Below are 25,701 nucleotides of genomic sequence, written 5' to 3' on the forward strand. Positions count from 1 at the left end.
TATAAAATCAACCAATTTTACCGTGGCATTGCTTATATTTTTTACCTGAACCACATGGACAAGGTTCATTTCTGCCTACTTTACGTTCTTCACGCACCATTGGCTGCTGCGCACCTTCACTACCTTCGGAATCATCGCCTAATTGGTTTTCCGCTGACTGGTGTTCAAACTGTTGTCTACGGGCAGATTCTTCTGCTTGAGCCTGACGTTGCGCTTCCATACGTTCAACTTCTTCTTGTTGTTGAACACGTACTTTACTCAAGATCATAATCACATCAACTTTAAGCATATCTAACAAGTTTTCAAACAGTTCGAACGACTCACGTTTGTATTCTTGTTTTGGGTTCTTCTGTGCATAGCCACGCAAGTGAATACCTTGACGAAGGTGATCCATTGCGGCTAGGTGTTCTTTCCATAGGTTATCAAGTGTCTGTAACATGACAGATTTTTCAAAGTTACGAAGGACTTGCTCCCCCACCGTATCTTCTTTTGATCTATAAACTTCTACTGCTGTATTGTGGATACGTTCACGAAGTGCTTCTTCGTAAAGCTTGTCGTCCTCATCTAACCAAGTTTGAATTGGTAGATCAAGATCAAAGTCGTTTTTAAGACGATCTTGCAAGCCTTCTATATTCCACATATCTTCAAGTGATTGATGTGGAATATATTCATCCATGACCGCATCAAATACATCTTGGCGGTTGTGGTCGATCATTTCACTAATATCGTCCACTTCCATAAGCTCGTCACGTAGTTCATAGACGACCTTACGTTGGTCATTAGCAACATCATCGTAATCGAGAAGCTGCTTACGAATGTCAAAGTTACGGCCTTCTACTTTACGCTGAGCTTTTTCAATAGAACGAGAAAGCATACGACTTTCTATCGCTTCACCTTCATCCATACCGCTTTGTATCAAACCAGCCATACGATCAGAAGTGAAGATACGAAGGAGTGAATCTTCCATTGATAGATAAAAACGAGAAGAACCAGCATCACCTTGACGACCTGAACGGCCACGCAACTGGTTATCGATACGACGAGATTCGTGACGCTCTGTACCAATGATGTGTAAACCTCCAGACGCAAGTACTTTGTCGTGCTCCATCTGCCAGTTATCTTTTATTTTCTGAATCTGTTCTTCGCTTGGGTTTTCTATCTTATTCAATTCCGCTAACCAGCTACCGCCCAATACGATATCTGTACCACGACCCGCCATGTTGGTAGCAATCGTCACGGCTTCAGGGGCCCCTGCAAAGGCAACGATATCCGCTTCCTGCTCGTGGAACTTAGCGTTCAAAACGTTATGTTTGATTTTAGACTTTTTGAGGGCATTAGAGAGTAGTTCAGATTTCTCAATTGAAACAGTACCAACAAGTATCGGTTGGCCTTTTATCACTCGCTCTTTAATGTCTTCAATGATCGCTGCAAATTTTTCTTCTTCTGTACGATACACCACATCCGGCATATCATCACGAACCATAGGTTGATTCGTTGGAAGAACAACAGTCTCTAGATTGTAAATAGATTGAAACTCAAACGCTTCTGTATCCGCAGTACCAGTCATACCTGACAGTTTTTCATACAAGCGGAAATAGTTCTGGAAAGTAATAGAAGCTAATGTTTGGTTTTCATTCTGAATCTTAACGCCTTCTTTTGCTTCAACCGCCTGATGCAAACCTTCAGACCAGCGACGTCCCGGCATAGAACGACCCGTATGTTCATCGACTATAATGACTTCATCATCTTTTACGATGTAATCAACATCTCTTTCGAACAATACATGGGCACGAAGTGCTGCATTGACATGATGAAGTAGGCTAATATTGGTTGGAGAATAGAGGGTGTCTCCCTCTTCCATCATGGCATTATTAACGAGTAGTTCTTCTACAAACTCTTGCCCTGTTTCAGTCAGGTGAACCTGCTTAGATTTTTCATCAAGCGTGTAGTGTCCATCCCCTCGATACTCTTCTGTATCTTCCTGATCTTGCAGCTTGAGAGAAGGAATTAAGGTGTTAATTTTTGAATAGAGTTCTGAACTATCTTCAGCCGGACCAGAAATAATGAGTGGTGTACGTGCTTCATCAATAAGGATGGAGTCAACTTCATCGACAACCGCAAAGAAACGATCTCTTTGTACGCGATCTTCCTTACGGAATGCCATGTTATCGCGAAGATAATCAAAGCCAAACTCATTGTTTGTTCCGTAAAGAATATCGCACTGATACGCTTGTTGTTTCTCTGGTGGTGCCATATTGGGAATATTGACACCAACGGTCATACCTAAGAATTCAAAAAGTGCTCTGTTTGTTTCTGCGTCGCGGCTCGCAAGGTAATCGTTCACCGTTACGATATGAACACCTCTTCCAGGTAACGCATTCAAATAGGCTGACAGGGTCGCAGTAAGTGTCTTACCTTCACCAGTACGCATCTCGGCAATCTGTCCTGAGTTGAGGACCATACCACCAATAAGCTGAACATCGAAATGACGCATGCCAAAAACACGTTTAGACGCTTCACGAACCGTCGCAAAAGCTTCCGGAAGGAGCTGGTCTAGTGATTCACCCTTATCTAAGCGCTCACGAAATTCAACGGTTTTAGCTTGTAGCTCTTCATCTGAAAAAGCTTCAAAATCTGGTTCAAAATTATTAATTTGTTTTACAATCTTTCGTAATCGACGCAGAGTTCGATCATTACGACTGCCAACAACTTTAGTCAGTATCTTACTTATCATTTTTTGCTTATCTCATGTTGTTTGGCTTTAAGCCTTTCCAATGCTTTTAGTCTCTTATAGACCGATGAGTCTTATTTAAAACAAGAAAACTGAAACAATATTATATGGTCAGATATTGTGGCTTACCTAATGAAATTCAAGTTATGTTTTAAAAGTTCTCAACATTTTAAGCGATAATTTTTTTTATTCCATTAGCATTTATATTAATTTGACCAAGATTGACTTTTTTGTCCCTTGATGGTCACTAAGCGAACAAGTGTACTGGTTCTTTCATATCAACGCGAATGTGATAGATCATCAAATATGGAAATTAAGATAACAAAAAATTGCCATGCGGCAATTTTTGTCACTTTCGAAGCCGCCGTAAACTCGCAAAAAATAAGATAAGATCACGAAATACACGATTAAATTAGGATAAAAAAAAACCAGACTTCATGTCTGGTTTTTTCAAAACGAATAATTGTATTTTATTATGCTAGAACCATATTGGGTTCAGCAAATGCAACAGGTGAACCAGCTTCTTCTTCAAATGTCGCCCATTCCCACGCTTCTTGATCAGCAAGAACAGCACGCAACAATTGGTTATTTAATGCATGACCTGACTTATAGGCACGAAGCTCACCGACAATGCTATGACCACACATATAAAGATCGCCGATGGCATCAAGAACTTTATGGGTGACAAATTCATTGTCAAATCGAAGACCTTCTTCATTAAGGATGCGGTATTCGTCTAGCACTATTGCACAATCGAAACTGCCACCTAAGCATAAGTTCTGCGATTGCAAATATTCGATATCATGCATAAACCCGAATGTACGAGCCCGCGAAATATCTTTAATAAATGCGTTTGAAGAAAAATCAAACAGAAGACGTTGTTCATCAGCGTCAATAGCAGGGTGTTCAAACTCAATTTCGAAATCCATACGGAAACCGTTATAAGGAACAAGCTCTGCCCATTTATCACCATCTTCGAAGCGCACTGGTTTCTTAATGCGTATGAATTTTTTTGGTGCATTCAGTGTTTCAATACCCGCTGATTGTAACAAGTACACAAAGGGACTCGCACTACCATCCATAATCGGTATTTCTGGAGCATCAACTTCTACGATAACATTATCGATTCCCATGCCCGCTAAAGCAGCATTTAAGTGCTCAACAGTGGAAATTCGTACACCTTCGTCGTTTACAAGCGCAGTACAGAGCATTGTGTCACGAACAGAGGCGGGATCTGCTGGGAAATCAACCGCAGGTTCTAAATCGGTACGACGATAGATAACACCAGTGTTTGCTGCTGCTGGACGCAAGGTAAGCGTAACTTTACGCCCAGAGTGTAAACCAACTCCAGTCGTTTTTACGATCTCTTTCAGAGTACGTTGTCTGATCATCTACCTTGCCTCTAATTAGTGTTATTTATCACGGTCAGCGTTGAAACTGACCGCGGATACTATCATAAATAAGACTTCTGTCAAATTATGACTATTTCTTAATCGGCTTGACGACGAAGAAATGCTGGTATATCCAAATAGCCACTTTCTTTTTCCGTCTTAGGAGCCGTGCTTTGGTTTGAACTGCCTTGCGACTGACCACTATTTGACGGTGCTGTCGCTTGCGGCTTCACCCCTTCTTTTTTATGCAAAGGTTGTGCCGTTTTTTCATCCACTTTTGCTGCAACTGGTTGTGAAACCGGGGTTGCCGCCATTGCTGGTTTCGGTTTTGCCGCAGAACCTGCAACTAATGTGATTTCAGGTTTCTTCTCTGCACCGATGCCTGTTGCTACCACTGTTACGCGGAACTCTTCTGTCATATCTGGGTCAAGAGAAGTACCAATAACAACCGTTGCATTATCCGATGCAAATGCTTTAACTGTATTACCTACCGTTTCGAACTCATCCAAACGCATGTCTAAACCAGCAGTAATGTTAACCAATACTCCACGAGCACCCGCTAAATCAATATCCTCTAAAAGTGGTGACGATATTGCTGCTTCTGCCGCTTCTTCTGCACGTTCTTCACCGCTTGCAACGCCACTACCCATCATTGCATGACCCATTTCAGACATAACTGTTCTTACATCTGCAAAGTCGACGTTGATCATACCAGGTCGCGTAATTAGCTCTGCGATACCTTGAACGGCATTCTTTAGAACATCGTTCGCATAACCAAATGCTTCTAATAGCGTTACGCTTCTACCATATACTTTAAGTAATTTTTCATTTGGTATTGTTATCAAAGAGTCAACATGTTTAGAAAGCTCTTCAATACCTTGCTCAGCAAAAGCAAGACGCTTTTTACCTTCAAACCCAAATGGCTTCGTTACTACGGCAACAGTTAGGATATTTAGTTCCTTTGCAACTTCAGCAATGACTGGTGCTGCACCTGTACCCGTTCCACCACCCATACCAGCAGCGATAAATACCATATCGGCGCCACTAAGGATTTCTTTAAGTTTTTCTTTGTCTTCAATAGCTGAATCACGGCCAACTTGAGGGTTAGCACCTGCGCCTAGTCCTTTAGTAATGTCACCGCCAATTTGGATAACAGTACTCACACTAGCTTTGCGTAAGGCTTGAGCATCAGTATTAATACTAATAAACTCCACACCTTCGATGGATTCTCGAACCATGTGTTCTAATGCGTTACCGCCACCACCACCAACACCAACGACTTTAATTACAGCATCGTCAGACATTTCCATCATCGGTTCAAACATGTGTTGTCTCCGTTTTTCCTGCTATCAGGTTAAAACTCTTTTTGTATCCAATTACGCATTCTACTAAAGAATGAAGTAAATGAGGAACGTTTTGGTTCACTATATTCACCATCGTCATTCATTTGGCTATCTTTTGCGTAATGAAGTAATCCCACAGCCGTAGAATGATACGGCTCTTTAACATAGTCTGTAAGTCCGCTAACCTCTATAGGCTTACCGACTCTAACTCGATTTGCGCCAAAAATTCGTTCAGCGCATTCAACCAGACCTTCCATTTGCGAAGCACCACCGGTTAATACAATGCCTGCCGCTAGGTGATGCTTGATACCATCTTCTCTTAATTGAGCTTGAACGGTATTAACAGACTGATTGATGAAGCCCATTAATTCAGCATAACGTGCTTCAATAACGCCAGAAAGTTCCTGACGCTTTAAAATTCTTGATGGTCTCCCACCAACGCTTGGTACATTAACCGTGTCATCTTTGCTCACTAACTCGCTCAATGCACAGCCATATTTTACTTTAATCTCTTCAGCGTCACCAACCGGCGTACCAAAAGCAAAAGCTATATCACTCGTTACTGAGTTACCCGCGTAAGAAAATACTTCAGTGTGTCTCAATGCGCCGCCAGTCCATATGGATACATCCATAGTACCAGCTCCGATATCAACAACACAGACGCCTAACTCTCTTTCATCTTCAGTAATCACTGCATTACTTGACGCTAAACCAGAAAAAACCAGTTGATCAACCTTCAAGTCGCATCGCTCAACGGCTTTTATAATATTTCTTGCCATATCATTATGGCAAGAAATCAAGTGAACGCTAACTTCCATGCGTACACCAGACAAACCTAGTGGGTTTTTAATCCCTTCTTGGTAGTCAATCGTAAACTCTTGAGGTATGACATGTAAAATTCGCTGTTCTTCACCAATTTTAATCGACTTAGCCGTATGAATTGCTCTGTCCATGTCATCTTGGGAAACCTCTTCATCAGCGATTGTCCCCATTCCTTTTTCTATCCGACTGGCAATATGTCTGCCCGACAACGAGATAAATACGTTGCTAATTTTACACTCAGCCATAAGCTCGGCTTGATCTACCGCTCTTTGTACTGACTTCACAACGGATTCTAGATCATTGACTCCGCCCTTATCCATTCCACGAGAAGGACTACTACCCGCGCCTATAATGTTAACTTGACCGTCGGGTAATAATTCACCAACTAATGCAGATACGCTTGCAGTGCCAATATCTAGACCAACAATAATATTATCGTCTGCATTTTTAGTCATTTAATTTCTCTTGCTCTTCTTCTAATTCATTATCCGGAAACCAGCCAACTGCCGCCCCGGTATCATATCTAAGATCGACATAGCTAACGCGCTGAGACTCATTACCTAACCGATAATAAAGTGACGTAAAACGCGCCACCCGTTCAATCAATGATTCTTTGCCTAATTCAAGACGAATACCATTATCTAATATAATTTGCCAAGCATGACGGTCGTTAAGCACCAAAGAGGTAATTTTGAGACCTAAAGGTGCGAACATCGGGCTAACTTGCCGCCATGTATCCAGTACACCGCGACTACTACCTTCTGGACCATAGAGCTTGACTCTATCCTCTTTCAACTCAGCAATGTCAGCGTTAAATACATCACCAGACGTATTCAGTAGCGAATTGCCATTCCAAATAGCAGAAGCCTTGTGCTCTACCAAATATATTTTAACTAAATCCGGCCATTGTTTTCTAATTGAAGCCTGAGCAACCCATGGTATTGCAACAATGACTTGTTGCAATACATCTACATCTTGCGACATGAACGTGCCCACGTTATCCATACTTCGTAACGCAAGCTGTACATCTTTACCTGAAACGTATTCAAGTTCACCCTGCAGCACTAATTTTGATAAGGGGAGACGTTGTTCATCAAGCATCCAACTTATGGTTGATTGCAACAATAAACCTATGGACAACAATACTAACAGCAAGAACATGCCACCAACAGCATGCTTTTTTGTTTTACTTATTTGACTGGTGGTATTTAGACCTTCATAGTCAAATTCACTTACCGCTTTATTCATCAAATTTAATTCATTAGCTTTAATAAGTGATATCCATATCAATAGACTTAACTAATAATGCGTATAATTTAACTAACAAATTATACTTAGACTGCCCAAAGTATCTACCCTTAGCAGAAGAATATTCGATCTTACTGCCTTAAAAAATAGCATTTGGAACAAATCTAAGACGACTTATTACTTTGCATGTCGTTTATATCAAGTTTTAACGCGGCCAGACTCTTGGCTACTTTACCTACATCACCAGCACCTTGAGTTAAAATCAAATCTCCATCTTGCATTAGGTTCGCTAATACTGATGGTAATGCGTTCTGATTTGCGACAAAAACAGGGTCGATTTTCCCTCTAGAACGAATCGTCCTACACAAAGCCCGGCTATCGGCACCATTAATTGGTTTCTCACCGGCCGAATAAACATCAAGCATGATAAGAAGATCCACATTTTCCAAAACATTTGCAAAGTCGTCATATAGATCTCGGGTACGGCTATAGCGATGTGGTTGGAAAATCATAACTAATCGTTTATCTGTCCAGCCTGCTCGTGCAGCTTGAATCGTAACATCGACTTCACTTGGATGATGACCATAATCATCAACAAGCATTACATTGCCGTTACCCGTGTTGAATTCACCTAGATGTTCAAATCGACGACCGGTTCCTTCCGTATCGACCATTGCATTCATAATTGCTTCGTCAGATATATCGTCCTCTGTTGCAACTGCAATGGCGGCTGATGCGTTCAAGGCATTGTGTTTACCAGGCATATTTAGAGTAATACGCAAAGGCGCTTTTCCTTCACGTTTAACTGTAAACTTTCCTTGTTGACCTTCTTGGGAATAATTTTCTATACGGACGTCGGCATCTTCAGAGAAGCCATAGGTAATCACTTGGCGGCTAATCTGAGGAATAAGGTCGCGTACGACCGGGTCATCAATACAAACAATCGCTTGTCCATAAAAGGGAAGATTGTGCAAAAAATCGATAAAGGTCTGCTTGAGAACCTCAAAGTCACCGCCATATGTGTCCATATGGTCAGCTTCTATATTGGTCACAATACTGACCATTGGTTGAAGGTAAAGAAAGGAAGCATCGCTTTCATCCGCTTCTGCAATCAAGATTCGGCTTGAACCAAGACGAGCGTTAGTACCAGCACTTTTCACCAAGCCACCATTAACAAAAGTAGGGTCCATCCCTGCTTCAAAATAAATCTGAGTGACCAACGCGGTTGTGGTTGTTTTACCATGTGTACCCGCAACGGCAATACCATGTCGAAAGCGCATAAGTTCGGCAAGCATTTCCGCTCGCTGAACCACTGGTATACGTTTTTGTTTCGCGGCTACAAGTTCTGGATTGTCTTTTGTAATTGCAGTAGAAACAACGACAACACTCGCTTTTGCAATATTCGATTCGGAATGACCAAAGAAAATTTCCGCACCTTTACTACTTAATCTCTCAGTCACTTGATTGGCGGCTAAGTCAGAACCAGTAATTTGATAGCCTTCGTTAAGAAGAACTTCAGCAATACCACTCATTCCGGCTCCCCCGATGCCAACAAAGTGAATACATTTCACTCTGCGCATTTCAGGGACAACAGCTCTAATTTTTGATAGGTCTTGAGTATGGTCTAGGGTCATTAAATCTTTCTCATTATTCAGTTAAGGCGACGATTGCCTTTGCAACGGTTTTATCTGCATTGAGCTTGGCAGCTCGTCTTGCATTGATAGCCATTGTTAACAAATCATTTCTGTCCAGTGTTGATATAACCTCTGTTAAGCTACCAACGCTTAAATCAGGTTGTTCTATCATTTTTGCTGCACCACACTCGATTAAGTGGTCAGCATTCAAAGCTTGTTGTCGGTCTTTATGCATAAAAGGAATGAAGATAGCACCTACGCCTGCGGCAGATACCTCTGAGACCGTCAAAGCCCCTGATCGACAAACGACAATGTCAGCCCATGCGTAAACAGCGGCAACATCATCGATAAACTCGGTCACCTCCGCTTGCGTTACGCCCATGTCCCGATAAGCTAACTGAACCTTTTCTTTATTTTTTTTACCTACTTGGTGGCAAATTGTATAGTCATTACCAAGATTTTTCATTACTTCGGGTAGTGTCGTGTTGAGAATTTGTGCACCTTGACTGCCACCCATAACTAAGATTCTTAATGGCCCTGAGCGTGCAGAAAACCGCTCTTCAGGGCTTACTAGTTCCGTGACGTCTTCTCTTACTGGATTTCCAACCACTTCAGCCTGGCTAAATGCGCCAGGAAAGGCTTGAAAGACTTTTTTGGCGATCTTGGATAGCCATTGATTCGTTAATCCGGCAACGGCATTCTGTTCATGCAGGACAACTGGGATGCCAGAAAGCCATGCCGCGATACCACCCGGCCCACTAACGTAACCGCCCATACCTAACACGACATCAGGTTGCCATTTCTTAATATGACGTCTGGCTTGAATGATAGCGTTCACGATCTGAAACGGCGCTTTGAGTAGCTTACTGACCCCTTGCCCGCGTAGACCTTTTACTTTAATAAAGTCAATCTCAATACCATGTTGAGGCACCAAATCGGCCTCCATGCGATCAGCCGTACCTAACCAACGGATTTCCCAACCTTGTTGCTGTAACTGTTTTGCAACCGCTAGTCCAGGAAAAACATGGCCGCCAGTACCACCGGCCATAACAAGTAATCGTTTACTATTCTTCTTCATTATTAATCTGTTCTTTATTTTGTGTGTCTAGCGCCGAGAGGCGACATTCGTGATCGATACGCAATAATATAGATACCGCGATAGACATAATAATTAGACTCGAACCACCGTAACTAATCAGTGGTAACGTCAATCCTTTAGTTGGAACGATTCCCGCCGAAGCCCCCACATTAACCATAGATTGAAACGCAAACCACACACCAATTCCAAAAGCAAGGTAGCCGCCAAATTGTTCATTCGCTTCTAGGGCTTTTTTACCAATCAAAATGGCCTTAACCACTAGAGCGAAGATCAATATTAGAATGATAGTAACACCAACAAATCCTAGCTCTTCGGCTATAACTGCAAAAACAAAATCGGTATGAGCCTCCGGAAGGTACTCCAACTTTTGAACAGAATTACCGAGCCCTTGTCCAAACCAGTTACCACGCCCAAAGGCCATTAGTGACTGAGTTAGTTGGTAACCACTGCCAAACGGGTCATCCCACGGGTCCCAAAAAGAGGTGACTCGGCGCATTCGATAAGGTTCTATAAAAATAAGCAGTGCGACACCACCAATCCCAACCATCATTAACGCAATAAATTGCCATAACTTCGCTCCTGCTATAAATAACATTGCGAACAAAGTAACCAGCATAACAACGACAGTACCGAGATCTGGCTGCCCTAAAAGCAACACGGCTAGCACACCAAAAATAATAAGCGGCTTCATAAACCCGCTAAAAAAGGTGCGTCTTATCTCATCACCTTTTCGAACAAAATACCCAGCCATAAAGATAAATAAAGAGAGTTTTGCTACCTCAGCTGGCTGTAAATTAAATATACCAAGAGAAATCCATCTCGACGCGCCATTCACCGACTTGCCAGCTATTAATACGATAACCAAAAGTACTATTGAGGCGGAAAGCAACAGCGTGCTATACCTAAGCCATTTTTCTAAAGGGATCTGCAATACCACAGCGGAAACCGACAGCGCTAAGCAGAGAAAAACACCATGGCGGAGCATAAAATGAAAAGGCTGCTCGGTTAAACGCGTACTAATTGGAAATGACGCAGAGGTCACCATTACCAGTCCCACAAGCATTAAGCAAAGAGAAATCCAGACCAATTGACGATCAAATAAAACCTCTGGAGCGTTAGAGCGTCCTAAGTTTCTTATTCTCTCTTTAATAAACCCTAATCTCGACACCAATCACTCTTCCTAAGCGTATCGTTTCGCTAACTGGGTAAACGCATCCCCTCTAGCCATAAAATTTTTATACTGATCCAGGCTCGCGCAAGCTGGAGAGAGCATCACCATATCACCACTCTCTAATTTCGGTACAATTGCCTCAATAATTTCATCGATACTATTCCAACGAGTGGCAGATGAATGTAACACCATCAATTGATCGCCGTCTTGACCAAAACAGTAAAGTTTCACGTTCAACTTGGCTAATTCTGGAGCAAGCTCTGAAAAGTCAGCTCCCTTTCCAATGCCACCGACTAACAGATGAAGCGTCCCTTGAATAGCTAACCCTGAAAGTGCCGCTAATGTGCTGGCAACGTTTGTTGCTTTAGAATCATTAACCCACTGAATATTTCGATTATCCATCACTACCTGGCATCTGTGTGTCAAACCATTGTAAGACTTAAGTGCTGGTAACACTTTTTTATTTTCAATACCGACACAGTCTAACAGAGCAAGAACGGTCAATACGTTCACCACGTTATGTTTACCGACCAAAGACAGTTCACTCACAGGCATAATAGCGGCGGAGCCATTAGACAACCAATCAACGCCATCAATAGATAAGATAGTAAATTGCCCAGACTCCAGTCCAAAACTAACCAGATTTTGATCTGGAGCAAGATGATCTGGATACGTTTGACTATCACCTTCATTCACCACTAAATTCTTGGCATGATCGAATATTCTTAATTTTGCACCTCTGTACGAAGCCATTCCATCATAGCGATCCATATGGTCCTCAGACAGATTAAGAAATGCAGCAGCAACAAGATCTAGATTAGAAGTCGTTTCTAGCTGAAAACTCGATAATTCAAGAATATATAAATCACATGGTTCATTAAGTAACTCTAAAGCTGGAACACCAATGTTACCACCAACACCGACCTTCATATCTGAGGTTTGTGCAAGCACACCCGCCAGATCCGTAACTGTGCTTTTACCATTTGAACCTGTAATTGCAATAACTGGGGCTTCAACAGACCAAGCAAACAGTTCAATATCTCCAACTACAGGTATGCCTTTATTAATCACTTGCTGTATTTCAGGTGTCGCCAACGCGATCCCAGGATTAACAACCACTAGTTCCGCAGCAAGTAACCAATCAATATTCCAACTTGCCGTATGCAGTTCAATATTGCTGGTAAGTTTATCTTTGCCTGGAGGGTTTATTCTTGTATCTATTACCTTAATATTTAGAGCTTTATTCAGTTTCAATAGGTGCTTAACGACAGAGAGCCCGGTAATACCGAGCCCTACAACAACGACGTTTTTAATTCCGTTCCAATGATCCATTTCTTATCGAACCTTCAGTGTGGCCAAACCAACTAAAACTAAAACAATGGATATAATCCAAAACCGAACGATAACACGAGGTTCAGGCCAGCCTTTAAGTTCATAGTGATGGTGTATTGGTGCCATTCTAAAGACCCTTTGGCCACGCAATTTGTAGGAGCCCACTTGCAAAATAACAGACAAGGTTTCCATCACAAAAACGCCACCCATGATGACAAGGATGAACTCTTGGCGAACCAACACAGCAATAGTACCTAACGCACCACCTAATGCTAATGAACCAACATCACCCATAAATACTTGCGCTGGGTAGGTATTGAACCAAAGAAAACCTAAACCAGCACCAACCATCGCAGTGCATACTATGACTAACTCACTGGCCAATGGAATATGAGGTATATGTAAGTATTGAGAAAAATTAACATTACCTGTTGCCCAAGCGATGGCGGCAAATCCACCAGACACCAACACCGTAGGCATAATTGCCAAACCATCTAGACCATCAGTAAGGTTCACCGCATTACTGGTGCCAACGATCACAAAATAGGTCAAAACAATATAAAGCAACCCTAATTGAGGCATAACATCTTTAAAAAATGGAACAACAAGCTGGGTAGCAGATGTATCTTTGCCGTGTGCATAAAGTGCAAAAGCAACAACCAAAGCAATGGCAGATTGCCAAAAATACTTCCATCTCGCGATTAAACCTGCCGGGTCTTTCCTTACTACCTTGCGGTAGTCGTCGACAAACCCTACTGCACCATAACCTAAAAGTACTGATATCACAGCCCAAACATAGATATTGGAAAGATCGGCCCATAAAAGAACAGTGATGATAATGGAGGCCAAAATCATTATGCCGCCCATTGTTGGTGTACCACGTTTGCTGAAATGAGATTCAGGCCCATCATTTCTAACTATTTGACCTATCTGCAACAGCTGTAACCGTGCTATCAACCTAGGTCCCATCCACAAAGAGAGACTGAGAGCGGTGATTACACTTAAGATTGATCTAAACGATAGATATTCAAATAGTCGAAAGAACGAGAAATATGGCTGTAGTAATTCCGCAAGCCAGATGATCATTTATGCTTCTCCTTTAAAGCTTCGGCCACAGCACTCATATGTGCGCCGTTTGCTCCTTTTATCAACACAGTATGAACGTGCTTCGGTGTTTTTTGCAACTGCTGCCACATATAATCAATCAACTCACTGTGTGTAGAAAAATGTAGGCCTTGGCAAATATCACTAATCACTTTTGCTTCATCACCAAAGGTCAGCACATTCTCAAAATTAAATTGAGCTGCATATTCTCCGAGTTGACGATGAAATTCAAGACTTTCTTGACCTAATTCAGCCATATAACCGAGAACAAGCCAACGAGTGCCCATATATGAAGAAAGCAGCTTAACGGCGGCTCTCATAGCAGGAACACTCGCGTTATAGCTATCATCTATTAACCTAATTGCATCACTTAGTTGGATGATTTCTACACGGCCTTTCACGTTCACTACCGTAGCCAAACCCTTAGCCACATCTGTAAGTGAAGAGCCCAATGCCATAGTTAACGCTGTTGCTGCTAAAGCATTGGGTACATTATGTTCACCAACAACCGAGAGCTGAACGTCAATCTCCCCCACAGGAGTATGCATTGTAAAACTCGCATACCCTTGGTTGTTTAATTGACAATTTTTCGCATAGTAATTTGCCGAGATATTCGACATGGAAAAAGAGAGAATGCGCTTATTTGATAGCACCTGTTCCCATAGCTCCTCTCCCTGGCTATCTAAATTAACGATGGCGATATCACCAGCAGAAAGACCGTTATATATCTCGCCTTTCGCCTCCTTAACACCATCTATAGAACCAAAGCCTTCTAAATGCGCTGCAGCTACATTATTTACTAGTGCAACACTTGGCCTAACCAGATCGGTGGTATAGGCAATTTCACCAAGATGATTAGCGCCTAATTCAATAACTGCATAGTCAAAATCTGGCTGAGAACGTAATAATGTTAATGGGACACCAATGTCGTTATTAAAGTTTCCAGCGGTAGCTAGGACCTTACCTTTTAAACTTAAGATGGAAGAAGCCATTTCCTTAACGGTCGTTTTTCCACAGCTTCCTGTAATCGCAACAGTTTTTATATCGCACTGTTTATGAACCCAAGACGCCAATCTACCTAACGCCAACCGGGTATCTTGAACCACTATTTGAGGTAGTTCTACAGGTAATTTCCTTTCCACTAAAAGCGCGCTGGCTCCGCTTTCCTTCGCTTTTTGACAAAAATTATGTGCATCAAAGTTTTCACCCACTAATGCAATAAATAACGATCCTGGATGAATCGTTCTCGTATCCGTAGATACCGAATTTATGAGCGTATCTCCCCCTATTGTTTCTGTATTTAAGGCGTCAGCAATGGCTCTTAATGAGGTAGCAATCATTGATTTATTCCTAATATCTTAAAAGCAGATTCGCGATCAGAATAGTGTATGGTTTCATTCTCGAGCACTTGATAATCTTCGTGCCCTTTACCTGCTAAAAGAATAATGTCGTTACTATTGGCGTTGTCACTTGCCAATAGTAACGCCTGATATCGGTCATGCTCTGTCTGAACAAGATGAGGAGTATTTAGCCCAGCAAGCATGTCTTTAAATATACTTCTAGGATCTTCATTACGTGGGTTATCGTCAGTTAAAATCACATGGTCTGCCAAACGTTCCGCTATCTCGGCCATCATAGGTCGTTTACCAGTATCTCTATCTCCACCACAACCAAAAATAACCCATAGTTGGCCTACACAGTGCACTCGAAGTGCCATCAATGCCTTTTCTAAGGCATCTGGAGTATGTGCATAATCAACCACTATTTTGGCTCTATTTTCAGCCTGAAAAAGCTCCATCCTTCCGATGACGGGTTGCAGGTTTTTAGCGCAATCTAATAACACTTGCTTGTCAAAACCTAACGACAGCAAGGTAGCTAAACTGAGTAATACATTAGAGGCGTTGAACTCACCTATCAATGGTACGGTAAACTCACCGTCCCCCCAGCTGCCGTCAATAGACAATCGGATCCCAGAGTCAGAATACTCAACACTTCTCGCCCATAAAGAAAGCACATGAGATGGCTGACTTTCAATAGAAACGGCAACGGCTTGCGGAAGTTGAGTCAACCATTGAACACCAACTTCGTCGTCAGCATTGATGATTGCTTTGTTACAATGGTGCTGTGTAAAAAGCGCCAGTTTAGCCTCTGCGTACGCTTCCATCGTCCCATGGTAATCAAGGTGGTCTCTACTTAGATTGGTAAATACGCCAGCTGAAAAAGGTAAGGCCTTTACTCGTCCTTGAACCAATCCATGGGAGGAAACTTCAAGTGCTGCATAATCGGCACCTAAATCGGAAAGTTGTGCTAATGTTCTATGGATATCAATCGCACTGCCTGTCGTATTGGCTGATACTTGCAGGTTTTCTAGAAAACCATTCCCTGTCGTACCCATCACCGCCGCACGTTTTTCTACTAATTCGATCCACTGGGCAATAAGCTGAGTAATGGTTGTTTTTCCATTCGTCCCAGTCACAGCAATCAGTTTTGAATTACACAAATAAATCCGACTAGACAAATCAGATAAATGAAGATTAAGTTGTTCAATGTAGATAATTGGGCAGCCATTATGATACTCCACCGTACCATGAACATGCTCTTGACAGGCCTGAGCGATCACAGCATTCGCGCCTTTTTCGACCGCTTTATCAATAAACGCTCTACCGTCGATTGCATGCCCTAAGATCGCAACAAAGGTATCACCTTTGCGAACTTTGCGACTATCTAACTCCAAGTTAACGACTTCTATTCCTTGCAAAAAGTCATTCTTATCATCAAACACTTTACTCGCTGACTCTTTATTCTCTTTCTCATGACTCTCTAACCAAGGAGATAAAAGCGACAGTAAACTTTGCTTGTTAAGCATAAAGTTTGTCCTTCAATATTTAGTCTAAATTTTACAACGAAACCCTACCGCTTATTTGGCATCCGGAGCCACGTTTAGAATTTGCAGTGTTGACCTCATTACATCCGAGAACACTGGTCCTGCAACAGTACCGCCATAGTATTGGTCGCCCTGAGGTTCATTAACGACAACAACCATGGCAACTCTCGGGTTACTGACAGGTGCGACACCCGCTACGATTGCCACATACTCATCACTGTAACCACCAGCGATTGCTTTTCTAGAGGTACCTGTTTTCGCAGCAATTCGGTAACCTGACACAGCGGCTCGAGTGGCGGTGCCACCTTGTTGTGTCACACCTTCGAGCATTTCTAATACCCTCATAGAATGCTCTTCACTCATCACACGTTGAGAGTGTTCAAATTTATTATCGTTGACGATATGAAGCGCTCGGTACAGGCCATGGCTACCAAGCGTAGCATAGGCATGTGCTAGTTGAATGGGCGTAACGGCAATACCGTAGCCGAATGCTAATGTGGCGATCTCAAATTTCGACCAACGGCGGCGATCAGGAAAAAGCCCCTCGGTTTCACCGATAAGATCAACACCACTTACCGATCCAAAACCGACAGAGCTGTACATTCCTAATAGGGCATCCAATGGCATATCTAACGCCAGTTTTGCGACACCTATATTACTTGATTTTTTCAGTATAGTAGCAAGGTTCGCTTTACCAACTTTAGAGCTATCCCTAACGCGACTGCCGCCAATCTGCATAAGACCGTTACCGGTATCAACAACCGTTTCATAGTCTGCGGTACCGTTTTCTAGCGCAGCCAATACGACAAATGGCTTCATGGTGGAACCCGGTTCCATAGAATCCGTAATGGTTCGATTTCGCATCTTAAAGCTTTGCAACTGACCTTTATTGTTGGGATTATAGGATGGTGCATTCACCATCGCCAAGACCCCACCAGTATCAACGTCTAAAATAATAATTGAACCTGATGTTGCACGGTAATCTGCAACCGCTTGTTTGATCGCTTGATAGGATATAGCCTGAAGACGTTGGTCTATGGTTAGCTGTATTGGTTTACCTTGTTTTCGCTCATTGAGAGCAATATTTTCAACCACCCTACCGTGTCTGTCTTTCCGTATCGTTTTCTTACCCGCCTCACCCGTCAAGTATGAGTCGTAACTACGTTCAACACCCTCTAAACCATGGTCATCAATACCAGTTACACCAATAACGTGAGCACTCACTTCACCGGTGGGATAATAACGACGAGATTCTTTGTTTAAGCCAACTCCCGTCAACTTAAGTTCACTTATATAATTTGCCATCGCTGAGCTTACTTGCCGCTGCAAATAGATAAAGCGCCTTTTCTTGTTGCCCTCTATTTTTTTCAGTAACACGTCGCGTTTTATCCCCAGCACATCAGCTAAGGCATACCATCGGTTTAATTCTTCAAAACCACCCGCTTTAAAAATGGCGACAGGATCGGCCCAAACAGCCTGTACGGGCACGCTTACCGCTAGTTGTTCACCATTTTTATCGGATATGATGCCTCGGGCTGAAGGAATGGATTTAACACGGACTGAACGTAAGTCACCTTGTCTAATCAGATCATCTGGCTTAATAACCTGAATATAAGCCACTCGCGCTACAAGCGCAGAAAACACGATAAACACAAAAGCGATAACGATATAAAAACGCCAAGGTATCAGAAGTACCTCTTCTTTTTTTTCTATGCGTTTATTTATTGGCTTTTTATTCGCAGAACTTTTCGCTCGCTTTACCACTTTTTTTGTATTCATTTGGAAGAAATCACCACTTCTTTATCCGCATCAGGACGTTTCATTTCTAGGTCTTCAACCGCCATTTTTTGAACCCGGCTATGTTCCGCAAGTGCATTTTCTTCCAATATCAAATTTCGCCATTCATTATCGAGACGTTCCCGCTCTTCGTAGGCCTGATCTTTCTCTGTTATAGAGCGTCGAGTTTCATGGGTATTGAATACCACCCCCATGGCGGTGATAAATATCGCCACCAGCAAAATAAAGGGGACTACTCCAATCCTGAATATATCGAATACAATAAGCTTGGCAAGATTAGGCTTGTTCTCCATTATAATTTCTCTGCAATCCTTAGCATTGAACTACGAGAACGGTTATTTACTTCTACTTCTTGACTCGATGGTTTAATCGCCTTGCTGACCGTTTTAAGTGCAGCACTGCCCAATTTTTTTATTTGGTCTTCAGTCAGTGGTATCCCGTGTGGAACTTCAGGTCCTCGACTCTCTTTTCTCATAAAGCGTTTAACCATTCGATCTTCTAGAGAATGAAAACTGATAACAGAAAGTCTTCCCTCTGGAGCCAAAACGCTCAGTGCACCTTTAAGTGCGGTATCAATTTCTTCAAGCTCACTATTGATATAGATTCTAATTGCTTGAAAGCTTCGTGTGGCAGGATGTTTCTTTTTCTCTCTTGACGGAGAGGCATCTGAAATAAGTTTAGCCAAATGGCTAGTACGGCTTAGCGGTTCTTTTTCATCATCTTCACGATGCGCAATAATGGCGCGGGCAATACGCTTTGCAAATCTCTCTTCACCAAATTCTTTTAATACCCAGGATATATCATCGACATCGGCTTGCATTAACCACTGAGACGCAGAAATACCTGTCGTCGGATCCATTCTCATATCTAGCGGACCATCTTTCATAAAGCTGAAGCCACGTTCAGCGTCATCTAACTGTGGTGAAGAGACACCAAGATCAAGCAAAACACCATCGACCTTACCGGTAAGGCCGAAATCTTCAGCATAATCGGCCATTTTAGAAAAAGGCCCATGAATGATGGTAAAGCGCGGGTCATTTATTTTATTCGCTTCCGCTATAGCCGTTGGATCTCGGTCAATACTAAAAAGACGGCCGTTTCCACCTAGTTTAGACAAAATAGTGCGGCTATGCCCTCCACGACCAAATGTACCATCGATATATACGCCGTCTGGTTTAATCGCTAAACCATCGATAGATTCATTAAGTAATACAGAAATATGTTGGAATGGTTCGGTCATGACAGGTGCTCGTTTCCTTGGGGCTTCAGTTTGGAGTGTTAACGTTATAGTGTACCGAATTGCTCTGTTCTAGCCAGTAACAATACGTTTATTAAAGTAAATTCTCTGCAATAAATCACTATATATGGGTAACTCACTATTGAGTTGTGAGTCTAACGGCTCAAAACAGACTTTTCAGAACGGTTTTTCACCTTTATATCTAATGCCTGCTAATAGTATAGCTAACAACAGCAAAGGCCAGAGTATAACAACGATCTCCTTTGTCCCGCAAACAGATACGGTCACGAGCCTCATTCCAATGATACATATTTATACCTAAATAATAGAGGTTGTGAGGAGCCATGTAAGTTTGTTTATATTGAGCTCAGAGGTTAGAATTAGAACTCTGCCGAGGAGATATTTTTTGAGTTCAAAATACACGTTTTATGCATGGGACAAATCCCTAGAATCTACCGATGAAAAATTGGTGTTATTGAAATTGGCAGATATGGCCAATAATGAGGGCATGGTCTCGTTTGAACTAAAGGACATTGCCCAAGAATGTCTTTCCAACGAATTTAAGTTGGCCAACACTCTTACTTCAATCGCCAATCAAGGTTTCCTAGAAAAAACCCAAGTAGAGAGAAGAATGGGCCGTGAGGTTCATTGGTTTAAATTGCTTCTTTCGGATAATTCAACGACTGTTCAATTACCCGTTTATACTCCGACAGATATGGTTCAAAACGCCCCCGCAACAATTAAACCAATGGAGCAATCTAACGCACCTAGTTGGACTGGTCGATTTTTTGGCCTTTACAATATTCCAATGGCAAGTCGTGACTCTATTTGGCAGAAATTTGCTCGAGAAAACAACACTCAAACCACAAACTTAATTAGACTGGAACGTGACTTTGAAGGCTGGCTTGATCAGGCTAAGCAAGCGGGCGATTTAAAAACGTTTGTTGGCGATGTTAAACCTATTCAAAAACGAAGTAAGGTAGCGAAACCGAAGCATAGCGGTAGTAATTACCTATCTACACATGACCTAGATGAATATGATATTCCGGAATGGGCACAACAAACGCTGATGCATGCAGGTCTTCAGATTGATCCTAAGCTTTTTTGGGAAAAATTTGTGGTTTACTACAAGTCTAGAGCCAATGAATATATCTCCATTACCCAATTATTAAATAAGCTGCGATACTGGATAGTGAACGAAAAGCAGTCGGTTGAAAATCGCAAGCAATCAGAAGAACGCCGCCAGCTTACCTATCAAAATAATAATCAGCGGAAAAACTTAAGTCCCTCAGAAGAGTTTAGAGAGTACCTAAGAGCACAAGGCAAAAAACCAAATTTTTAGCCATCAATTATTGGTGCCACGACACCAAGTTAGCTGCTAAGGCTAGTTAACCCAAGCCAGTTTACGGACGAGAATATGAACAAATCAAAAAAACCTGAAAATATGGATTTTTCCTCGATGGAAAAAAAGCTGCGTGAACTCGGTATTGATAATGGCATTAGTCATCTTAGCAAAGCTAAAAATACCGCCATTTCGTCTGATTCAGGCAAGCAACATCCGGTCACTCCATCTAAAAAAACACCGGGTAAAGCTCGTCAAGTACCAAGTCAACTCGCGATTCAAGACGAAAGCGATAGAGTACCCAGCGATTGGTGCAACTACATATTTGGTACACTTCTAAGTATTTATGAATCGACATGGATAAAATCTTATGGTGGACGTCCTACTGGCCGCTTTCTTGATTTCGCTGATAGTCTCAGTGAAGAAGAGTTAATGCGCATTATTCAGCACTGTCGCGAACGCCTTCAAGGAGGTGAGACTTGGCCACCTATTATGGGTGAATTAACCATATTAAAAGGCCAATTAACCGTTTCAGAACTTATGGATGCTCAGATGAGAGTCATCAATAAAGAACCTCAAAGTCAGATAGAAAAATGGATAATTCAGAACAAAGGCTTCGAACTACGCCGGCTCTCACAAACCCAACTAGCGAAACGATTTAAAGAATTCTACCTAGAGGCAATGAAGCTTCAGGAGAAAGGTAAACTTAGAACAGAGATGCCTAAAGCTCTTGCCGCCAATTCGGTTAGAAACCTTAACGATGAGAAACAAGAAGAATATCGACAAGAGCACGGCAACCAAATCAATCCCCGAATCCAGGCAATATTGGATAGTAAAAAGTCACAAGAACAGTAATATAATTCGTAAAGGTAAGACCTCGCAAAATACCGCGAGGTAATGACTATTCGTCTATTTCCGAGCTCAACCATCCTACCCGCTTCTATCACAACCTCTTTGCGCTATTTTCTAGATGAACCTAACCTGAATAAGCTGTTCAACAATCATTAACGAATAGGGGTGTACCTTTGTTCCCATAGTCATTAACAATATCTATGGGGTTAACAATGAGCTCAATCAGCATCGTCGTCATTACACTTAATGAAGAAAAACGAATTGGTCATTTATTAGAAGACCTTGGCAAACAATGTCATCAAGATTTCGAAGTCATTCTAGTCGACTCAAACAGTGATGATACAACCAGAGAAATCGCAAGTTCATACGAAGAAACCCTACCCGACCTTACCATCCACAAGATGGAAACCAGAGGCGTGAGCCTCGGTAGGAATACTGGTGCATCAATAGCGAAGCACAATCGGTTGCTTTTTTTGGATGCAGACGTAAGGCTACCACCCGATTTTTTAAGTCGCACATTGTATCAGCTAGAGACAAAAAAACTGGAGGTAGCAGGATTCTATATGGGAGCCAAGGACCTACCGATGATATATAAACTAGGCTACTACTGCTTTAATTTTGGTTTATTCATCACACAGTTTTTTTTCCCGACAGCGGTAGGGGCATGCCTTTTCGCGACAAAACGCGTACATCAAGAGATCGGAGGGTTTGATGAGCAAATTACACTCTGTGAAGATTGTGAATACGTAAAAAAAGCTAGCAAAACATGGCGTTACCGCCTTCTGCCTTTAACATTTCATTTTGACCCCCGTCGACTAGATCAAGATGGTGCTTTCAAAACGGGCTTAACCTATTTGAAAGCCAACCTACGTCGTTTTTTCTTTGGCGAAATGCGTAATAATGAAATGGAATACAAATTCGGCCATTACAAAGAAAGTGTATAACGTCAGGACAGCACAATGTTTGAAGGAACAACCCTTTTTATTGGCGCACTACTAGATGCGGTAATCGGCCCCAATCTACTTGTGCCCGGAGAGCCTTTCATGTTGGCAGCGGGCTATCAACTTCATCAAGGAGTTTGGTCAGGCGTGATCGCTGTTTTACTCGGAGGCTTTATTGGCGACCAGATTAGTTTTTTTATTGGTCATCAAGTAGGTTCGCCCGTTCAAAAAAAACTAATACGATGCGTTCCTAAGACTCGTCGTGCTTTTGCCCGCTGTCGACGCTTGATGTATAAAAAAGGGAATGTCATATTGGCATTTGCTCGCTTACTTGGACCTATCGCTTGGGTCGTACCATTTATGGCAGGGAGCAACAGAATAACTTGGCCACGTTTTACTTTATTTTCCATGATTGGTTTATTATTGGGTGTTGGACAATTTGTCCTTTGGGGTTACCTTGCAGCGTATGGGTTAGAGAAGTTATCTATACTACAAGACGTACAAATATTTATTGCTGAACATAAATACAGCATACTCGCATTAATGTTGTTCATTGGTACTCTATACTTCGGTTATAAAAGAAAATGGCGATATTTGGCTATCAAGTCATTTTCCATTTTTTCCGCGGCATTACTGTTTACAAATTACAGTCACTTTTTTTGGTTCTCCGATGATTTAGAACAATCGAAAAAAATCAGTGAGCCACCAGAAAAAATTGAATTAATCAAATTTGACTACAAAGCTTATCCAGGAAAATCCTCGTACTTCAATGCCCAAGCCATCAATATTGTGTACATAGGGTCCTCTCCAAAACCAATGATGCTGTCGTTGGGTTGGATAGAAAACAAAACTTTCTCACGTAATGAAATCGAATGGACGGATTACCTCGAACTGCTTAAGGCCCAAACGCCACCTGTATCGGACCTATTTTGGCAAGGTTCACCACAACTCATGGCTTTTCAGTTACCCGGCGATTTAATGAAACGCAACCATATTCGATGGTGGCTTGCTGGCATCGATAGTAAAACGAATCAAACCATATGGGTTGGAGCGGCTAGCTATGACAACGGATTAAAAATCACGCCTTACTCTGGAATAATCACTGTGTTACACAAAATAGAACCGAATGTTGATCAGGAACGTGACGCCATAGCAATGCGAATACATCAGGTCTCGGAGCGATGGGGGGCGAATTATATCAAGCCAATAGCAGCAACGGTTCTTGACGAACAACATGATTACTATTCAGATGGTCGAGTCGTGATTATTACAGACAAGTCTTTAAATACTAATTCATAATTTTTTGAATGGTTAAATTAGACAAAATGCGAAGGTAGGTATCAATTGGGATTGTTTCACAAAGACCTCGCATTAGCTGCGAGGCCTTGTGAATACAAATGGTTGGAGTCGACCTGTAAGCCGGGTTCTGTATCCGCTTGCGCGGTGATAGCCATTCGTCTAGGCCAGCAATCACTCACTGGCTCAAGCAACCTACCCGCTCCCTAACACGAGCCGCGCTATGTGGAAGCCTATTTGGTCTTGCTCCGGGTGGAGTTTACCTTGCTACGAACTGTTGCCAGACGCACGGTGCGCTCTTACCGCACCCTTTCACCCTTACCTGTGCTTGTCTCTTCTTTCGAAAAGAAAAGCCATCGGCGGTTTTCTCTCTGCTGCACTTGTCGTGGGCTTGCGCCCCCCAGGCGTTACCTGGCACCCTGCTCTATGGAGCCCGGACTTTCCTCCCCTTCGTCAGTCTCCACAGGATAAACCGTAGGACATCAACGAAGCGGCGACTACCCAGTCAACTCCGGCGCGGATTGTAGCGGAAGCCACTAGAGATGTCGAGCTTATAGCACAGCAAATTCTTAATCGAATGAATTTTAGAATCCAAATTATGAGCTGAAATTCTCCAAACCCCATTTGTACAGTAAATTTTTCTTCAATCCATGGGTCTCAGCCACGATAGCTGCGGCCTTCTTCAAAGGCAGTTCAGCCACGAGTAATGTCAACAATCGCAATGCTTCTGCAGGAATTTCATCTTTAACATCTTCTCGATAACCATGGATAAGCAGAACCATCTCACCTCTCTTACGATTATCATCTTCTTCGATCCACGGTATAAGATCCCCTAAAGGCATTCCTTGAATTGTTTCAAAGGTTTTCGTCAGTTCACGGGCCAATACCACTATGCGCTCTGGCCCTAATACCGTAAGCATATCTTGGAGGGAATCCATTATACGGTGAGGTGATTCATAAAAAATACAGGTTCGCTCAGCCCGCTCTATTTCCCTGAACTTGTCTTGACGACCTTTACTTTTTGCGGGAAGAAACCCCTCAAAACTAAACCTATCAGAAGGCAAACCCGATGCACTTAACGCCGTCACAAAAGCACATGCCCCTGGTAGAGGAACAACTTTTACACCAGCTTGACGACATTTATTGACTAAATGATACCCTGGGTCACTTATTAGTGGTGTACCAGCGTCAGAAACAAGCGCAATTGACTGTCCTTGCAATAATCTATCAACTAATACTTGCGCTTTTTGTTGTTCGTTATGATCATGTAGGGCATAGGTCTTCGTTGGGATGTTAAAATGGGAAAGTAACCTGCCTGTATGTCGAGTATCTTCCGCGGCAATGACATCTACACGGGACAAGACCTCAATGGCACGCTGAGTTATATCTCCCAAATTTCCAATTGGGGTGGGTACAATGTAGAGAGTTGGGATCTCTGACGGGAAAGTTTTGTTATCTGTCATTTGTTTACCATCAC

General features: G+C 42.3%; 20 protein-coding genes and 1 other RNA gene. 4 read left to right on the top strand and 17 right to left on the bottom strand.

Features of this window, described 5'->3' with window-relative positions; all coding sequences use genetic code 11:
* Positions 1 to 7: 7 nt before the first annotated feature.
* The 15 genes from secA to rsmH form a co-directional block, all read right to left on the bottom strand.
* Entirely contained in the window at positions 8 to 2,734 is a 2,727-nt protein-coding gene (secA, locus tag IUZ65_RS13990) for a preprotein translocase subunit SecA (protein ID WP_195704293.1), read from the bottom strand.
* Positions 2,735 to 3,204: 470 nt separating this feature from the next.
* Positions 3,205 to 4,122, bottom strand: coding sequence for a UDP-3-O-acyl-N-acetylglucosamine deacetylase (lpxC, locus tag IUZ65_RS13995; protein WP_195704294.1), 918 nt, complete (start codon positions 4,120 to 4,122; stop codon positions 3,205 to 3,207).
* A gap of 98 nt (positions 4,123 to 4,220) precedes the next feature.
* Positions 4,221 to 5,447, bottom strand: coding sequence for a cell division protein FtsZ (ftsZ, locus tag IUZ65_RS14000; protein ID WP_195704295.1), 1,227 nt, complete (start codon positions 5,445 to 5,447; stop codon positions 4,221 to 4,223).
* A 29-nt stretch (positions 5,448 to 5,476) separates the two neighbouring features.
* Positions 5,477 to 6,742: a cell division protein FtsA gene (gene ftsA / locus IUZ65_RS14005; RefSeq protein WP_195704296.1), complete on the bottom strand. Its 1,266-nt coding sequence runs from the start codon at positions 6,740 to 6,742 to the stop codon at positions 5,477 to 5,479.
* Positions 6,735 to 7,538 carry a cell division protein FtsQ/DivIB gene (locus IUZ65_RS14010; protein WP_229638063.1) on the bottom strand — a complete coding sequence of 268 codons (804 nt, stop codon included), beginning with the start codon at positions 7,536 to 7,538 and terminating at the stop codon, positions 6,735 to 6,737. The genes ftsA and IUZ65_RS14010 overlap by 8 nt, the downstream gene beginning before the upstream one ends.
* Before the next feature lie 161 nt (positions 7,539 to 7,699).
* Positions 7,700 to 9,169 carry a UDP-N-acetylmuramate--L-alanine ligase gene (murC, locus tag IUZ65_RS14015; protein WP_195704298.1) on the bottom strand — a complete coding sequence of 490 codons (1,470 nt, stop codon included), beginning with the start codon at positions 9,167 to 9,169 and terminating at the stop codon, positions 7,700 to 7,702.
* Positions 9,170 to 9,182: 13 nt separating this feature from the next.
* Positions 9,183 to 10,247 (bottom strand): undecaprenyldiphospho-muramoylpentapeptide beta-N-acetylglucosaminyltransferase, encoded by a 1,065-nt coding sequence (gene murG / locus IUZ65_RS14020; RefSeq protein WP_195704299.1) that lies wholly within the window; start codon positions 10,245 to 10,247, stop codon positions 9,183 to 9,185.
* A complete protein-coding gene (ftsW, locus tag IUZ65_RS14025) occupies positions 10,234 to 11,436 on the bottom strand; it encodes a cell division protein FtsW (RefSeq protein ID WP_195704300.1) in 1,203 nt (400 codons plus the stop codon). The genes murG and ftsW overlap by 14 nt, the downstream gene beginning before the upstream one ends.
* Positions 11,437 to 11,448: 12 nt before the next feature.
* Positions 11,449 to 12,771, bottom strand: coding sequence for a UDP-N-acetylmuramoyl-L-alanine--D-glutamate ligase (murD, locus tag IUZ65_RS14030; RefSeq protein ID WP_195704301.1), 1,323 nt, complete (start codon positions 12,769 to 12,771; stop codon positions 11,449 to 11,451).
* A 3-nt stretch (positions 12,772 to 12,774) separates the two neighbouring features.
* Positions 12,775 to 13,857: a phospho-N-acetylmuramoyl-pentapeptide-transferase gene (gene mraY, locus IUZ65_RS14035; RefSeq protein WP_195704302.1), complete on the bottom strand. Its 1,083-nt coding sequence runs from the start codon at positions 13,855 to 13,857 to the stop codon at positions 12,775 to 12,777.
* Entirely contained in the window at positions 13,854 to 15,215 is a 1,362-nt protein-coding gene (locus IUZ65_RS14040) for a UDP-N-acetylmuramoyl-tripeptide--D-alanyl-D-alanine ligase (protein WP_195704303.1), read from the bottom strand. Before IUZ65_RS14040 ends, mraY begins: the two co-directional genes overlap by 4 nt.
* Positions 15,212 to 16,741, bottom strand: a complete 1,530-nt coding sequence (murE, locus tag IUZ65_RS14045) for a UDP-N-acetylmuramoyl-L-alanyl-D-glutamate--2,6-diaminopimelate ligase (protein WP_195704304.1) — start codon at positions 16,739 to 16,741, stop codon at positions 15,212 to 15,214. Before murE ends, IUZ65_RS14040 begins: the two co-directional genes overlap by 4 nt.
* A 51-nt stretch (positions 16,742 to 16,792) precedes the next feature.
* Positions 16,793 to 18,484: a penicillin-binding transpeptidase domain-containing protein gene (locus tag IUZ65_RS14050; protein WP_443083745.1), complete on the bottom strand. Its 1,692-nt coding sequence runs from the start codon at positions 18,482 to 18,484 to the stop codon at positions 16,793 to 16,795.
* 50 nt (positions 18,485 to 18,534) lie between these two features.
* The gene (gene ftsL / locus IUZ65_RS14055) at positions 18,535 to 18,849 is read right to left on the bottom strand and encodes a cell division protein FtsL (RefSeq protein ID WP_229638064.1); all 315 of its coding nucleotides are present in this window, start codon (positions 18,847 to 18,849) and stop codon (positions 18,535 to 18,537) included.
* Positions 18,849 to 19,796 carry a 16S rRNA (cytosine(1402)-N(4))-methyltransferase RsmH gene (gene rsmH, locus IUZ65_RS14060; protein ID WP_195704306.1) on the bottom strand — a complete coding sequence of 316 codons (948 nt, stop codon included), beginning with the start codon at positions 19,794 to 19,796 and terminating at the stop codon, positions 18,849 to 18,851. Before rsmH ends, ftsL begins: the two co-directional genes overlap by 1 nt.
* Before the next feature lie 403 nt (positions 19,797 to 20,199).
* Here rsmH and IUZ65_RS14065 point away from each other — a divergent pair, with 403 nt between their 5' ends.
* From IUZ65_RS14065 to IUZ65_RS14080, 4 genes are all read left to right on the top strand, one after another.
* Positions 20,200 to 21,135: a hypothetical protein gene (locus tag IUZ65_RS14065; protein WP_195704307.1), complete on the top strand. Its 936-nt coding sequence runs from the start codon at positions 20,200 to 20,202 to the stop codon at positions 21,133 to 21,135.
* Between the two features lie 75 nt (positions 21,136 to 21,210).
* Positions 21,211 to 21,990 (top strand): hypothetical protein, encoded by a 780-nt coding sequence (locus IUZ65_RS14070; RefSeq protein WP_195704308.1) that lies wholly within the window; start codon positions 21,211 to 21,213, stop codon positions 21,988 to 21,990.
* A gap of 209 nt (positions 21,991 to 22,199) precedes the next feature.
* Positions 22,200 to 22,931 carry a glycosyltransferase gene (locus IUZ65_RS14075; RefSeq protein ID WP_195704309.1) on the top strand — a complete coding sequence of 244 codons (732 nt, stop codon included), beginning with the start codon at positions 22,200 to 22,202 and terminating at the stop codon, positions 22,929 to 22,931.
* A 15-nt stretch (positions 22,932 to 22,946) separates the two neighbouring features.
* On the top strand, positions 22,947 to 24,227 hold the full coding sequence (locus IUZ65_RS14080; RefSeq protein WP_195704310.1) for an LssY C-terminal domain-containing protein: 1,281 nt from the start codon (positions 22,947 to 22,949) through the stop codon (positions 24,225 to 24,227).
* A 100-nt stretch (positions 24,228 to 24,327) separates the two neighbouring features.
* Here IUZ65_RS14080 and rnpB read toward each other — a convergent pair.
* Together rnpB and rsmI are read right to left on the bottom strand one after the other, a co-directional pair.
* An RNA gene (rnpB, locus tag IUZ65_RS14085) (RNase P RNA component class A) lies at positions 24,328 to 24,737 on the bottom strand.
* An 83-nt stretch (positions 24,738 to 24,820) separates the two neighbouring features.
* On the bottom strand, positions 24,821 to 25,687 hold the full coding sequence (gene rsmI / locus IUZ65_RS14090) for a 16S rRNA (cytidine(1402)-2'-O)-methyltransferase (RefSeq protein WP_195704311.1): 867 nt from the start codon (positions 25,685 to 25,687) through the stop codon (positions 24,821 to 24,823).
* Positions 25,688 to 25,701: the final 14 nt, after the last annotated feature.

This window comes from Vibrio sp. VB16, from assembly GCF_015594925.2.
Classification (GTDB): domain Bacteria; phylum Pseudomonadota; class Gammaproteobacteria; order Enterobacterales; family Vibrionaceae; genus Vibrio.

Excerpts from the sequence above, each read along its gene's own strand:
- secA (WP_195704293.1), bottom strand. The coding sequence starts at position 2,734 with ATGATAAGTAAGATACTGACTAAAGTTGTTGGCAGTCGTAATGATCGA.
- lpxC (WP_195704294.1), bottom strand. The coding sequence starts at position 4,122 with ATGATCAGACAACGTACTCTGAAAGAGATCGTAAAAACGACTGGAGTT.
- ftsZ (WP_195704295.1), bottom strand. The coding sequence starts at position 5,447 with ATGTTTGAACCGATGATGGAAATGTCTGACGATGCTGTAATTAAAGTC.
- ftsA (WP_195704296.1), bottom strand. The coding sequence starts at position 6,742 with ATGACTAAAAATGCAGACGATAATATTATTGTTGGTCTAGATATTGGC.
- murC (WP_195704298.1), bottom strand. The coding sequence starts at position 9,169 with ATGACCCTAGACCATACTCAAGACCTATCAAAAATTAGAGCTGTTGTC.
- murG (WP_195704299.1), bottom strand. The coding sequence starts at position 10,247 with ATGAAGAAGAATAGTAAACGATTACTTGTTATGGCCGGTGGTACTGGC.
- murD (WP_195704301.1), bottom strand. The coding sequence starts at position 12,771 with ATGGATCATTGGAACGGAATTAAAAACGTCGTTGTTGTAGGGCTCGGT.
- mraY (WP_195704302.1), bottom strand. The coding sequence starts at position 13,857 with ATGATCATCTGGCTTGCGGAATTACTACAGCCATATTTCTCGTTCTTT.
- IUZ65_RS14040 (WP_195704303.1), bottom strand. The coding sequence starts at position 15,215 with ATGATTGCTACCTCATTAAGAGCCATTGCTGACGCCTTAAATACAGAA.
- murE (WP_195704304.1), bottom strand. The coding sequence starts at position 16,741 with ATGCTTAACAAGCAAAGTTTACTGTCGCTTTTATCTCCTTGGTTAGAG.
- ftsL (WP_229638064.1), bottom strand. The coding sequence starts at position 18,849 with ATGGAGAACAAGCCTAATCTTGCCAAGCTTATTGTATTCGATATATTC.
- rsmH (WP_195704306.1), bottom strand. The coding sequence starts at position 19,796 with ATGACCGAACCATTCCAACATATTTCTGTATTACTTAATGAATCTATC.
- IUZ65_RS14070 (WP_195704308.1), top strand. The coding sequence starts at position 21,211 with ATGAACAAATCAAAAAAACCTGAAAATATGGATTTTTCCTCGATGGAA.
- IUZ65_RS14075 (WP_195704309.1), top strand. The coding sequence starts at position 22,200 with ATGAGCTCAATCAGCATCGTCGTCATTACACTTAATGAAGAAAAACGA.
- IUZ65_RS14080 (WP_195704310.1), top strand. The coding sequence starts at position 22,947 with ATGTTTGAAGGAACAACCCTTTTTATTGGCGCACTACTAGATGCGGTA.
- rsmI (WP_195704311.1), bottom strand. The coding sequence starts at position 25,687 with ATGACAGATAACAAAACTTTCCCGTCAGAGATCCCAACTCTCTACATT.